This window comes from Streptomyces sp. NPDC001068, from assembly GCF_042897315.1.
GTDB lineage: Bacteria > Actinomycetota > Actinomycetes > Streptomycetales > Streptomycetaceae > Streptomyces.
In genome coordinates, this window is record NZ_JBIAYD010000024.1 from 31,523 (window position 1) to 43,988 (window position 12,466).

The following is a 12,466-nucleotide window of genomic DNA, read 5'->3' on the forward strand; positions in this document are numbered from 1 at the left end:
CTCGGGAGTTCTCACCTGCGAGTCAGTGTCCGGCCCATACAGCGCCGGCGCACGACCTGGTCCCAGAACGGGCCGAGAGCCTTGGCCTCCAAGGGGCCGCGTCCTTTCCGCTGCTCGGTGACAAGCTGTTCGCCGTGCTCGAGCAGAAGTTGACCAGGGGGCCGGGGGCGTACGGCTGACCTGCCAGAGGCCGGCCCGCCAGGCAGTGGAACGCGACGACGCGGCGGGGCGGCGGGGCGGGGGAAGGAGACCTGGCCAAGCGTAGATAGACCGCGGCGGCGCTCGCGGCGGCCTCGTCTACGAGGACAAGGCCCGATTCTCGATGGGATCAGCCGAGATTTTCGTGAAGCGGTAACGGAGCGGCTTGCGCCGCCGGTGCGCTTGGCCTGTGCTGCCCTGCGCCGGTGACCCGTCAGTTGAGGCAGGAGGACGCTGCAATGGTGTGAAGCGATGTTGCAGCAGCTCTTTCCCTACCTGGCCGCGGTGCTCGTGGAGCAAGTGCGGGTGGAGGACGGAAAGGTACTGCTTGTTGCCCGGACCCGGGATGGCAGGGCCGTGCCCTGTCCCGAGTGCGGTACTCCGGCTCGGCGGGTGTACAGCCGCTATCGACGGAGCCTGGCCGACGTCGGCGTCGGCGGGCGCCCGGTAGTCATCGACCCGTGTGTCCGGCGCTTGTTCTGCGACGCCGGACGCCGCGCCCGTCGGACCTTCGCGGAGCAGGTGGCAGAGCTGACCGTGAGGTACGGCCGCCGCACCGTCGCCCCCGCCGAGATTGTGCAGGCGATCGCTCTGGCCCTGGCAGGGCGGGCAGGTGCCCGGCTCGCGGCTGTCCTCAACATCCTGATCAGCCGGACCACCCTGCTCAATGTGGTGATGGCGATACGGGATCCTCCCCGGCCTGTGCTGCGCGTACTCGGCGTCGACGACTTCGCGACCCGACGGGCCGGCGATACGGGACCGTGCTCGTCGACCAGGATTCGCACCGCGTGCTGGACCTGCTTCCTGGCCGCGAGAAAGCACCTCTGGTCCCCTGGCTGTCCGATCACCCCGGCATCGAAATGATCTGCCGGGACCGGGCCGGCGCCTATGCCGAGGCAGCGCGCGCCGGAGCACCCCAGGCCCAACAAGTCGCCACCGCGTGGCACCTCTGGGACAACCTGGCCCACGCAGGCGGCAGCTCCCGATGTCGCCCTCAACCCGGACACCGGCGCCGAGAAGTGGCTGGTCACCCGCACGCGGGGACGCTACCGGGCGGTCCAGGACCTGCTGGCCCAGGGATGGACGATCAGCGTGATCGGACGTGAGCTGGGACTGGCCCGCCACACCGCCCGCCGCTACGTGCGCTGCGAGAACCCCGACGCCCTCGCCGACCGCGCCATCCGGCTGGCCGCCTACCGCCCCTACCTGATCAACCGCTGGAACCAGGGCTGCACCAACGCTTCCACGCTCTTCCGTGAGATCCAGGCCCGGGGTTCCCCAGGCCGCACTCCCCAAGCAGTCCCCCGGCCAAAAACCCAGGACCTCAGCGCGTGGATCACGAGTCATCCCGGACACCTACGAGCCGAGGAGGAACAACAACTCGACGGCCTTCGCTCCCGCTGCCCGCAGTTGGCCACGCTCCGCAGCCACGTCCACGCTTTCGCGCGCATGATGTGCGAGCGCACCGGTTCCGATCTCCCGGCATGGATCCGCGCCGTCCGCACAAACGGACTGCCACACCTGCACACCTTCAGCGACGGACTCAAGCGAGACCTGGACGCCGTCATTGCAGGTCTCACCCTGCCTTGGAGCAGCGGCCCCGTCGAAGGACACGTCAACCGGATCAAAATGCTGAAACGACAGAGGTATGGACGGGCCTCGCTCCCACTCCTGCGCAAACGAGTCCTTCGTCGGGTCAACGTCCCCAGGACGGGCTGCGCCACGCGACCACATCACTGCGGCGGTGGCTGTGGACCTGGGCCGACGGCAGCAACGTCTGGGACGAAGCACTCATCCGATAACCTCCTGCCCGCGGTCTCGGCGGACTGCAACCCATCTCACTGGAGATTGCGACAACCACCCTCTGATCCACTTCTAACGGGACGCGTCGAGTTGTCTCACTTTCCGGGCGGCCGCCAGAGCCAGTAGTGCTTCCTCGCTCAAGGCGACGGGACGAGCGGTGCGCTTCTCGATCTTGGCCAGTGCTCGCAGAACGGCATCGAGATACCGACGGAGACTCACCATCTGCAACGGCGTCTGGCAATGGGGGAGTACCGCCTCGATCTCCTCCCACCAGTAGTCGATGTCTTCGTCGCTCTCGAAGGACTCCCGCTGTTCCAGCAGACGTTCCACGACAGGCACCAGGAGCTCATGCCGTAGTTGGGCAACCTCCTGCGCCTGGCGCTCAGCAGCCCGCTCGCTGGCAATGCGTCGCTCGGCACGCAGCACTGCTTCCGGGGTTCGGCGCAGCGGGCGCGCCTGGGGGGTCTCATCGGTCAGCTCGACAGCTTTGAGACGCTTGGCTTTGTTGTAGGCAGCACTCGGTGCGTTGACCGCAAGCACTGGAGCCAACTCAATCCACTGGGCACCGGCTTGGCGGGCGTCATCCACCGCGTGCATCTGGTGGACGTCGACCTGCTCCCGTACGTACTCCCACAACTGCACACGCCTCAGCGCCGCGGCACGCTGGACTTCAGGCGTCTGTCTGCGCAATGCGTGCGCGTGCTTCTCCACATACAGCAGCGCGCCGAACAGCTCGTCGTCAGCCGGCATACGTTCCACATCCGGATCCTCCGCGTCTTCATGCAGCTGCCGCAACTCACCGACGACGGCGCGTGCATCCACCGAGCCGATGCGTACAGGTGCTTTGAGCAGCGGTTTTGTGGGGCGGCCCGCACTGCCCGCGCGCTTGGTCATGCCGACATCCTGCCCCACCGGACGCGATTCACATTCTGTGAATCGCGTCCAGGCGACGGTGCCTGGGTGCCGCCTATTACGGCGTAATAGGCGGCACCCAGGCACCCACCACCTAGAAACTGCTGGTAGAAGGGGTTTCCCCCGTTACCGTCTTCATTGGCTCTGAATGAGGCCTCCGCCCTACGGGGCCAGAGTGACTGCCTCCTCCTGACGTTGATGACCCGGGAGCTGCCAACAGGCCCGGAGGCATCGACGCGCCACCAAAAGGAGGCTCAAGCACCGACGGCACCAGGGCCGGGAAGAAGCAGTTCGACAAACGCCTTCCCAAGCCCAGAACCAAGCTCCGCTGTCGGTTGTCGGCTGACCTGGCGAACGCGCACGTGATCTGTCGAGCGACGTGGTGAGTTCTCAACTCACGTGGCGAGCGGGTGACGGCAGTAGCGTTTAGTGGCTTCTGGCTGTTTCTGGAACCACTTGGTGCGCCGCGACAACGAGGCTCGGCGGCCCAAGCGGGTGTACGAGGGCCGCGCATGGTGGTGCCCCGAGTGCTGGCGGGACGATATTGCCGGCGCGTACGACCGCTTCCACAGCCTGTACGAGGTGCGGCATCAACACCATGTGGCCCGCGGGACCAGTGCCTTCTTCCCTCCGCACCTGCGCCCCGACACGACCGAGGAGGTCATCTCAGACACCATGCGGGTGATCTGGGAGGGATGGGAAGGCTTCGTTGTGCCCGAGCGCGTGAGGTACATCATCGCCTACCGCATGCTGCTTCAGCGCGTGCCCAGGGAGAATCACCCACTGATGTCACCTTTCTCCGAGTTGTCGGAAATCCTCTCCGACAAGGAGCAACGCACACAGGATGATCCCTTGATGGGTCTGGAGGAGCAGTTCTTCCTCGATGAACTCATCGCCGAACGGCCCGAGCCGCAATGCAGTTACGTGCGGGAGCGACTGTTGTCGATCAGCCGCCTACAGCTGCCCGCGGCAGGCCCTGCGAAGTCGGCTACATCTCCGGCCTGACGAAGCGGGGGATCGCCGACCTCTACCCAGATGAGTCCACGGGTGATGCGCGGGACGCGTTCATGATCGCGAGCTGGAGAAGATCGTCGGGTTCGACGACGGCCGGCTGGCGAAGCCAACAGAGTCGCCGACCGACTCCACGGCCTGCTGACCCGGATCCAGCCGTCGCTATACCGAGGCCGCGAGTTGGCATCGGGACCGGAGCGCTCATCCTGTTCGAGGCCGACGACAGCAGCATCTTCCCGAACGACGGTCACCTCGCTGTCTACGCCGGCCTCGCACCTCTCGTTCGGGGTCGTCGACCACGGCGAAACGCCCTCCGGCCAGAGAGAAAGCAGCTCAAGCGGAAACGAGCGCGAGCCAGGACCTATTACGCCGTAATAGCTCGGGGACTTGTCAGTACAGATCGCGGACGAACGAGGTCGGCGCGACAGGCCTGTCGGGTCGGTAGCGGCAGGGCTGGGTGAGGGAGAAGAGCGCGCCGACATTGATCAGGCTCCTGGCGGGCTGGCTGACTCCGGCCCTTGAGCTGAAGGCCAAGGCAGCAACGGTGGTCGGCGAGCCAGCAGGACTCGATCATCAGGTCCCAGAGCACCTGCTCGGCGGCGACGATCTCCTCGACCGGCCGGGCGGCCAGCAAGGAAGTTGCTTCGCGGGCGATCGACTCGCTGTCGCGTAGGTTGATCGCCCGGTCGCGGGCCGCCGCAATGAGCTCTCAGAACTGCTCAAGCTTCATGCGGGGAGCATGCCATCTCGAACTGACAGAAGGAGTTCTCGGCCGTTGGAGATCAGGCTGCCGCCTTCTCCGCCTCCAGGCTCGGGTTCGGGTTCGGAAAGGCGACCAGTCCATCGAAGGGAGTGCGCTCCTGGAGGCAGCGATAGAGTTGTCCGAGCATCCAGTTGAAGAGGTTACGCAGGACAGCCGCATGCCAGTCTCCGTGGACGGCACGGCGGCGCCGGTCGTTCTTCACCCTCCGTCGTATGATGCCCGACTTCTTACCGGAGGTCCTGGGGATCGGCGAGGCAGCGTCATTAGCCTTCGGACCGTGGGCGCCCGGCGAGGTTGTCAGCGGCCGTGCAGCCAGCGTCGAGCTGGATGAGGAGGGCGAGCATCTGCTTGCCGAGCGCGGTCTCGACCAGCGGCGGCTGGTGAGCACTCGGCGCGGAACACCTCGCGGAGTCGGCCAGCCTCGGTCTCGATGCCACTCTTCCCGTTCCGCCAGGTGGCGAAGGTGTCCAGGCCGGACGAACAGTACTCGCGCAGCAGGGACCGGAGCTGGTTGGAGTTCTGCTGCCGGACTCAGGGGGCGTCCTGCTGGGCGCGGGCCAGGACGGCGGCGGCGCGGGCGAGATCGCTGTCCTGTGGCAACGGCCGGTTGGCGTGCATTTTGGTGCGGCGGGTGTTCACCAGGACCAGGGCGTCGCCAGGGTCGAGCTTCCTGCGGGGGACGGAGTGGCGGTCTCGGTAACAGGCGGTTTTCATCGGCTTGGTCGCGAACACCTGGCGCCTGCCGAAAACGCAGCACGGCGACGAGCAGGCAGCGGCGGGTAGGAAGACAGAGCGTGTGGTCAACTGATCGCCGCCCAGCTGTGGGCATGCAGAAGAACTCCGTAAAGGGTTCCCGCCTCTCGGCACGGTGGAACAGTCACTGTTCCGATCCGGCAGGGGAGTGGCCGGCCAGTGCTGTCTCATCGGCGGGACCCTGCGAGGGCAGGGTACAGCACGAATCGACGCATAAGCGCTCATCGTCTGTGGAGCAATGCTTCAAGCCCGTCTTCGGGGGCTCCAGGTTCACGGGCAGGGTCTGAGTGACTCAGGGGAGGGACTGCCATCTTTGGTCCCTTGGGGTCAGTCCCTGGAATCCTTGCAGGTCAGAGCCTTGCGGGGCTCAAAAGTAGGGACTGTAGGGACCGAACTCCGCAATTATGACGTAGACAAGAGATGTTTTCGTACGCGCGGGCGTATACAACACACATATCTAGTACAGCTCATAATTGCCGAGTTAAGTCCCTACAGTCCCTGATTCGGGGAGGGGCACCCCATCTGAGCTGCGGAAACCGCGTCAGGGTCCGAGCAGGTCCGGAAAATTCAGCCCCTGAGTTCCGGTCCCTGGACCCTTTCGGTCCCTCGCTCCCGCCCGTCACCGCCCGCCACCGCCAGCTCCGGCACGCAGAGGCGAAGCCCACTGTGCTGTTCGGTCCCTTCAGCCCCTAGGGTGGGTGTCACTCACGCAGCAAGGGACCCAAGGGACCCAGGGAACTGATAGAAACGGCACGCGGGTCAGATCTGCCCGCTTTTTGGCGAGGGTGGGCCTTACACTCTTTCGCATCAGAGTCCCTTCGGTCCCTGACAACGGCAGCCCTCGCACGTCAGGTGTGCAAGCGACCGGGCAGACAGAAGAGACAAGGAAGATTCCCGTGCCACGCGAAGGTGAGAGCCGCGACAGTGCAACCACTGTCGCCCCTGGCTTGCCGAGAGCCGTGGCCCGCTGGTGTGCCGCCCAGGGCTGGCCTGTGCACCCTCTTGCTGCCGGCCGGAAGACCCCTGTCCGGAACTGCCCTCAGTGTTCCGGCAGACACCACCAGCCCGCTACGTGCCCCTGTGTGCCCGCAGGACGCCCTTGCCACGGCTTTCACGCCGCTACCACCGACCCTGCGCTCATCGCCCGCTGGTGGGCCGTCAGGCCCTCTCCAGGAGTGGGTGTGGCCTGTGGGCCGGCCTCGCTGGTGGTCATCGACATCGACGCGCACCAGGCCCCGGTCCCGCACCGGGACCTACTTCTGCCCGGGATCAGGATCCCGGCCGGGGTCCAGCTGGAGGGGCTTGCCTCGGGTTTCGACACGTTGGCGTTGCTCGCGGCCTACCGTGGTCAAACCTCCCCGGCAGATGACGAGCACACGTTGCGCGTACGTACCCCCTCGGGAGGGCTGCACGTCTGGTACCGGAATCCGGACACTTCTACCAGATACAGGTGTTCGACAGGTTCCGCCCGGCACACGGCCCTGGCCTGGCAGGTGGACGTGCGTGCCGACGGTGGCTACATCGTCGCGCCGGGGACCAGAACCGCACAGGGGGTCTACCGTGCGGAGGGTTCCGCCCGGCGCCCCGCTGTCCTGCCGGAGTGGCTCAGTGCCGAACTGCGTCGTACGGGACATGTGATCGGATCCCGGAAGGCCGCCGCTGCGGAACCGTCCCTCCCAGAGCTCCCGAGGCATCGGCCCGCTGCCGCCGAGCAGCTCGTCGATCCGCTGATCGCCCTCGTCGCGGAGTGTGCGGCGGCCTCGGAAGGGACCGGTTTCACGGAGAAGCTCAATCGGGCGGCATATACGGCCGGCGGGCTGGTCGGCGCCGGGCATCTCGACCACGCGACCATTCGGGACCGACTTGTTCGTGTCGCCCACCATGCCCGCCCCTGGCAGCAGGCACGCAATGAAAAGATCGTCGACGACGCCCTTGCCGTAGGGTCCGTCCGCCCTCTCCACCTCAAAGGACGTCCATGAGCAGCAGCGTCGAAGGCTCACCGCGTTTCGATCCGCAGGCGGCCGCTCAGCAGATGCTCGACCTGGAGACGGTGGATCTGGCGGTACCCCCTACCAAGTTTCCCGCACAGGGCTCGGCGAGCGGCGCGGGCCCGACCCCGGTGGCCGGTTCCGCGTTCTCCACCTCGATGGTGCCGCCGTCCCTGTCGGACCGCGGCAACGCCCGTCTGTTCGTGCAGCTCTACCGTGACCAGTTCCGTCACGTGGAGGGCTTGGGCTGGTTCGCCTGGGACGGCTATCGCTGGAAGCGCGCCGGTGGGGAGAAGGCCGCATTGTGGGCGGCGGGGGAGATGGCGGAGGACATGCCCGTCACCGATCCCCGCGGGGTGTTCGGCGTCCGGGACCTGGCCCAGCACAAGCGGCGCACGCTGTCCACCACCGGCCTGAAGGCCCTCCTCACCCAGGCGAAGGCGTCCCCGGACATCTCTGTGGACCCGGACAAGCTGGACGGCGACCCCTACGCCCTGTGCACGCCCGTGGGGGTGGTCGACTTGAACAGTGGATCGCTGCGCAAGGCCGACCCCACCCGTGACTTCCACTCCCGGGCCACCAGCGTGGCCCCGCAGGACATGGAGACGCCCCGCTGGCACCGGTTCCTTGCCGACACCTTCGGGGACGACGCCGAGGGCAGGGAGATGATCGGCTTCCTGCACCTGCTACTCGGGTACTCCATCACGGGGGACGTCGGAGCCCAGGTGCTGCCGTTCTTGCACGGTGAGGGGAAGAACGGCAAGTCCGTACTGCTCGACATCATGATCCAGATCCTGGGTGACTACGCGGACGCGGCCCCGCCTGGCTTCCTGATGGACCGCGGGGCGTTCTCGGAGCACTCGACCGAACTCACCGAACTGCACGGGCGGCGCCTGATCGTGTGCAGTGAACTGAAGCCGAACGACAAGTTCGACGAGGCGAGGGTGCGGCTTCTGACCGGCGGCGACAAGATCAAGGCGCGCCGGATGCGTCAGGACTACTTCTCGTTCACCCCCACCCACCATCTGTGGTTGCTGGGCAACCACCGTCCGGAGGTCTCCACCGGCGGTTTCGCCTTCTGGCGGCGTATCCGGCTGCTGCCCTTCACCCGGACGGTCCCGGCCCACCGGCGGATCGACAACCTGGCGTTCGAACTCGTTCGCGACGAAGGCCCGGGCATTCTGCACTGGCTGATCGAAGGGGCCCAGCGCTATCTGCGCACCAGAGACCCCCTGGAGGGCCCGGACAGGGTTCGGATCGCCACCACCGCGTACGCGACCACCGAGGACCACATCGGCCGATTTCTGGCCGAATGCTGCACCCGCGACGGCGACTCCGGCAAGGAACTCAGAGTCGAACAAGGGCTTCTCTACACGGAGTACAGCTCATGGTGCAATGCGGGTGAAGGGATCAGGCCGGCGACCCCGAGGGCCTTCGCCAACCGGGTCCGGCAGGAGGTCGGCGTGACCTCGCCGACCGACATGATCAAATCGAACGGGCGGAAGTACTACCCGGGTATCGCCCTCCTGGAGCACGCATGACGGCTGTCGAGGGTCGGCCGTCTCCACCACGTGCCCTACACCGTTGTCGTCGTGCGCTCTACCATGGTGGCCAGGCTCCGCGCGCGGTGGCCCCGACAGAGCGGCCCGTCACCCGGCGGTCGGCGGGCCGGAGTGACACGGACAGATGTCCGGCCATGCCCCCATGGCCGGAGAGCACGCCGACGAAGGAGGGGCTGCAGCCATGAGTTCGCTGTTGACCGGGAGCGACCTCATCCACGAGGCAGAGGTGGTGTGGCTGGAGAACCTGGACAGGCTGGACTACGTCCGGCAGGCGCTGGACAAGACCAGGCGCCGTAACACCAAGCCGCCGTACGCACGCGACGGGCGGATGGTCGGCTACGCGCTGCTGAACGAGGACGCTTCCCCTGACCCGGACAGCGGTCTGTACAAGCGACGGGTGTTCTTCCTGTTGCCGCACGACCGAGACAGCCATCCCGACGGCCTGTACCGGGAGGGCGCCCCGGGCGAGGCCGTGGACCCGCGAACGATCGCCCCCACGCAGCCGGGGGCGAAGACACCGAGATCGCAGAGCGGTTCGGTGGCCATAGCTTCGGCCCCCTGACCCCCGGCTCGCTGCAGCCCTTCCGCGCGGACCGGCTGGTTCGGAAACGGTTCTTCCGGGAGGTACGGGCTGACAGCTCTCCGGTACTAGCACGGTCCGCGCCGGGTGCCAGGTTCACATGCGCCGGCCCGGAGTGGGCCGACGCACTCCACGAAGGTGCGAGCGCCGTCTAAACGGCGTTGTCGCGTACCGCGGTGTTCCGCAGGACGAAGGCACGAACGGTGTCCGCGAACAGCTCGGGCTCCTCGATGTGCCCCATGTGCCCGCTGTTCTCCAGCATCAGCAGCTGCGAGTCGGGGATCAGCTCGTGCAGTTCGAGCGCCCAGCGCGGCCCGCAGATGACGTCGTGCCGGCCGCCGATGACCAGAGCCGGTACCCGCAGGTCCTTGAGCCCCGCGCGGTCGTCGATGACGTCGGGCTTGAGGTCCTCGGCCAGCCCTGAGATGTACACGGCCCGTAGAGCGTCGCGGAGCGGCGCCAGCCGCTCCGCGTGGCCCCAGTAGTCGGCGAAGTACGACGGCAGCACGCCGCGTGCGACCGCCAGGGTCTGCTCGTCGCTGGAGATGGCCGACATGGCGCCGAACGCGGCGAGCACGTCAGGCAGCCCCGGGTGGCCGGCATGCTTGGCGGCGAACGCCTCGACCATGCGGCCCGCCTCCGCGCCGTGCTCGGGCCCGGTGACCGGCGCGCCCTCGTACAGCACAACGCCTGCCAGCTGTCCGGAGCGGTGGAGGGCGTGGTACGCGGCCACGAACGCGCCGTGCGAGTGCCCCAGCAGATGTATGTCCGCCGCGCCGAGGTGCTCGATCAGGGTTTCCAGCGCGCGGCTGTAGCGCTCCCGGGTGTACCCGTGCGGGTGCGAGGGGAGACGGCTGTCCTCGGCGGTGCCGATGGGTTCGACGTAGACCATCGTCAGATGTTCCTCGAGGGCGGGCATGCGCAGGTAGTCCCAGGAGATGCCGGGCCCGCCGGAGTGCGCCACGCACACCGGGCCGTTGCCCTGGACGTGATAGCGCTGGAGGACTCCGTCCGCCCGGAAGGTGTGGGTTCCGGGGGAGAGGGGGCCGGTGTGTGCGTCGGAAGTGTTCATCGATGGTCTCCATCAGGTTGGTGAGTGTGCGGAACACCGACAAGACGTCGACAGGCCTGGAAGGTTGGATCGACTTCGTGTGACGTGGGACACATCTGGTTCGCCGGTGTCCCGGCGGCCGGGAGTCAGCGTGTGTTCGCGCGGCGCGCGGAATGGTGCAGCGAGACCTGGTCGAAGCGGCCGCCGTCCAGGGTGATGATCCAGGCGACGCCGGGCGGGCAGTGGTCCGGGTCGTCCGGCGGGTTGATGAGTTCCATCTCCCACACGACCAGGGACCGGCCGGCCACCACGTGCAGCGGACGCTGCCGCACGCCTGCCGCGAGGTCACCGTCCATCCCCGCCAGCAACAGCTCGGCCCCGCCGAGCCTTTCCCCTCCCGCGAGCAGCGTGACTCCGGGGGAGTAGCGGTCCTTGAGCACCTTGGCGAACTCGCCGCGCTCGGCGGCCGCGAGCGTCTCGTGCGCCTCGTGCCAGCTGTTCTCGGTCCGCCGTACCGCGTCCTCGTGCGCCGAGTCGGCGGTTCTGGCGAGGGTCTGGACGAGGGCCGCGCGCGCCTGGTTCAGCCGGCTGCGCACGGTGCGGACGGGAACCGCGCAGGCCTCGGCTATCTGCTGGTACGAGGTGATCCCGGTGGAGAAGTAACGCAGGACGAGCGGGAGCCGCACGGTGGGGGAGAGCGCCTCCACGGCCTCCCAGATCCAGTCCCGCAGCACATGGCTCTGCAGGACCTGCTCCGGTGTCGCGCCGCCCGACGGCAGGGGCGGCGACTCCACCGGTTCGACGCGCCAGGCGGTGCGCAGTACGGTTCGGCAGTGGTTGCGCACGATCATGCGCAGCCAGGGACCCACGGCCTCCGGGGCACGGACGTCCACGATGCGGCGCAGCGCCACCAGGGCGGTCTCCTGCATGACGTCGTCCACGTCGGGTCCGGGCCCCAGCAGGCTGAGCGCCACCGCACGCATCCCGGGCCGGTGCCGCTCCAGCAGCCGGGCCAGGGCAGACACGTCGCCCGCCTGTGCGGCCAGGGTCAGCGCCGCGTCCTCCGGCGTCCCGGTATCCCCCGCCAGTGCGGTCATGCGATTCCTTCCGGCCCTGTGACGTTCCTCCGGCCCCGGCCACTCAGTACCAGTGGTTGGCCTGCCAGAAGGTCCAGGCCTGGCAGGGGCTGCCGTAGCTGCTGTTCATGTAGGTGAGGCCCCACTTGATCTGGGTGGCCGGGTTGGTCTGCCAGTCGGCGCCCACGGAGGACATCTTGGAGCCGGGCAGCGCCTGGAAGAGGCCGTAGGCACCGGAGGAGGCGTTGACCGCCTGGTAGTTCCAGCCGGACTCGTGGCTCACGATGTTGCTGAAGCACTGGAACTGGCCGCCGGCCACCATCTGCTGCGCCATCGCCTGGATCTGCGACACGGAGTACGAGCTCTGGACCGCGAAGGTGACGGAGGAACGGCTGGCCGCTTCCTTCGCCTCGGCGCGCTCCTTGGCCTCCTTGGCCTCCTTCGCCGCCTGCTCGGCCTCGGCCTTCTTGGCGGTCGCGGCCTTGGCCGCCGCCACCCGGGCCGCCTGCTCGGCGTCCTTTTTGGCACTCGCGTCGGCCTGGATGGCCACGGCGTCGGCCTGCTGCGTCAGGGACGCGGTCTGCACCGTCGCCTGCTGACCCGCGGGGATGTCCGCGAGAAGCGTGGCGTCGGCTGCCGTCGCCTCAGCGTCGTTGGGCTGTGCGACGCTGCCCGAGGCAACACCGACAACGCTTCCGACGGCGGTGACCGCGGTGGCCGAGGCCACTGCGAATCCCCGGACCGAAATCCGGCTCACACGTTCTTCCTT

General features: G+C 67.6%; 14 protein-coding genes and 1 pseudogene. 8 read left to right on the plus strand and 7 right to left on the minus strand.

From position 1 onward, the window contains the following. The first annotated feature begins 450 nt into the window (after nt 1-450). From ACFY3I_RS41385 to ACFY3I_RS41395, 3 genes and pseudogenes are all read left to right on the plus strand, one after another. Complete coding sequence (locus ACFY3I_RS41385) at nt 451-1,062, plus strand: transposase family protein (protein WP_390866125.1); 612 nt, start codon at nt 451-453, stop codon at nt 1,060-1,062. Then, nucleotides 987-1,304 carry a hypothetical protein gene (locus tag ACFY3I_RS41390; protein ID WP_390866126.1) on the plus strand — a complete coding sequence of 106 codons (318 nt, stop codon included), beginning with the start codon at nt 987-989 and terminating at the stop codon, nt 1,302-1,304. The genes ACFY3I_RS41385 and ACFY3I_RS41390 overlap by 76 nt, the downstream gene beginning before the upstream one ends. Nucleotides 1,305-1,338: 34 nt before the next feature. Continuing rightward, nucleotides 1,339-1,887, plus strand: a pseudogene (locus ACFY3I_RS41395) (transposase); the annotation flags it as partial. Between the two features lie 186 nt (nt 1,888-2,073). On the opposite strand, the gene ACFY3I_RS41400 reads toward ACFY3I_RS41395, so the two are convergent. Beyond that, a complete protein-coding gene (locus ACFY3I_RS41400) occupies nt 2,074-2,895 on the minus strand; it encodes a hypothetical protein (protein WP_390866127.1) in 822 nt (273 codons plus the stop codon). Nucleotides 2,896-3,372: 477 nt separating this feature from the next. On the opposite strand from ACFY3I_RS41400, the gene ACFY3I_RS41405 reads away from it, so the two are divergent. Both ACFY3I_RS41405 and ACFY3I_RS41410 read left to right on the plus strand, forming a co-directional pair. Then, nucleotides 3,373-3,918, plus strand: a complete 546-nt coding sequence (locus ACFY3I_RS41405) for a hypothetical protein (protein WP_390866128.1) — start codon at nt 3,373-3,375, stop codon at nt 3,916-3,918. Between the two features lie 463 nt (nt 3,919-4,381). Further along, nucleotides 4,382-4,597 (plus strand): hypothetical protein, encoded by a 216-nt coding sequence (locus tag ACFY3I_RS41410; RefSeq protein WP_390866129.1) that lies wholly within the window; start codon nt 4,382-4,384, stop codon nt 4,595-4,597. A gap of 109 nt (nt 4,598-4,706) precedes the next feature. On the opposite strand, the gene ACFY3I_RS41415 is transcribed toward ACFY3I_RS41410, so the two are convergent. The 3 genes from ACFY3I_RS41415 to ACFY3I_RS41425 form a co-directional block, all read right to left on the minus strand. After that, the gene (locus tag ACFY3I_RS41415) at nt 4,707-4,889 is read right to left on the minus strand and encodes a hypothetical protein (protein WP_390866130.1); all 183 of its coding nucleotides are present in this window, start codon (nt 4,887-4,889) and stop codon (nt 4,707-4,709) included. 61 nt (nt 4,890-4,950) lie between these two features. Further along, a complete protein-coding gene (locus ACFY3I_RS41420) occupies nt 4,951-5,124 on the minus strand; it encodes a hypothetical protein (RefSeq protein WP_390866131.1) in 174 nt (57 codons plus the stop codon). A 94-nt stretch (nt 5,125-5,218) separates the two neighbouring features. Then, nucleotides 5,219-5,401, minus strand: coding sequence for a hypothetical protein (locus ACFY3I_RS41425; protein ID WP_390866132.1), 183 nt, complete (start codon nt 5,399-5,401; stop codon nt 5,219-5,221). A 998-nt stretch (nt 5,402-6,399) separates the two neighbouring features. Here ACFY3I_RS41425 and ACFY3I_RS41430 point away from each other — a divergent pair. From ACFY3I_RS41430 to ACFY3I_RS41440, 3 genes are all read left to right on the plus strand, one after another. Continuing rightward, nucleotides 6,400-7,419 carry a bifunctional DNA primase/polymerase gene (locus tag ACFY3I_RS41430; RefSeq protein ID WP_390866154.1) on the plus strand — a complete coding sequence of 340 codons (1,020 nt, stop codon included), beginning with the start codon at nt 6,400-6,402 and terminating at the stop codon, nt 7,417-7,419. Next, entirely contained in the window at nt 7,416-8,969 is a 1,554-nt protein-coding gene (locus tag ACFY3I_RS41435; RefSeq protein ID WP_390866133.1) for a phage/plasmid primase, P4 family, read from the plus strand. Before ACFY3I_RS41430 ends, ACFY3I_RS41435 begins: the two co-directional genes overlap by 4 nt. Nucleotides 8,970-9,171: 202 nt before the next feature. Further along, nucleotides 9,172-9,552: a DUF6009 family protein gene (locus tag ACFY3I_RS41440; protein ID WP_390866134.1), complete on the plus strand. Its 381-nt coding sequence runs from the start codon at nt 9,172-9,174 to the stop codon at nt 9,550-9,552. 169 nt (nt 9,553-9,721) lie between these two features. Here the strand turns inward: ACFY3I_RS41440 and ACFY3I_RS41445 are convergent, their stop codons facing one another. The 3 genes from ACFY3I_RS41445 to ACFY3I_RS41455 all read right to left on the minus strand — a co-directional run bounded on the left by ACFY3I_RS41445 (nt 9,722) and on the right by ACFY3I_RS41455 (nt 12,454). After that, nucleotides 9,722-10,642 carry an alpha/beta fold hydrolase gene (locus ACFY3I_RS41445; protein ID WP_390866135.1) on the minus strand — a complete coding sequence of 307 codons (921 nt, stop codon included), beginning with the start codon at nt 10,640-10,642 and terminating at the stop codon, nt 9,722-9,724. Between the two features lie 125 nt (nt 10,643-10,767). Continuing rightward, the gene (locus ACFY3I_RS41450; protein WP_390866136.1) at nt 10,768-11,718 is read right to left on the minus strand and encodes an RNA polymerase sigma factor; all 951 of its coding nucleotides are present in this window, start codon (nt 11,716-11,718) and stop codon (nt 10,768-10,770) included. Nucleotides 11,719-11,761: 43 nt separating this feature from the next. Continuing rightward, nucleotides 11,762-12,454, minus strand: coding sequence for a lytic transglycosylase domain-containing protein (locus tag ACFY3I_RS41455; protein WP_390866137.1), 693 nt, complete (start codon nt 12,452-12,454; stop codon nt 11,762-11,764). Nucleotides 12,455-12,466: the final 12 nt, after the last annotated feature.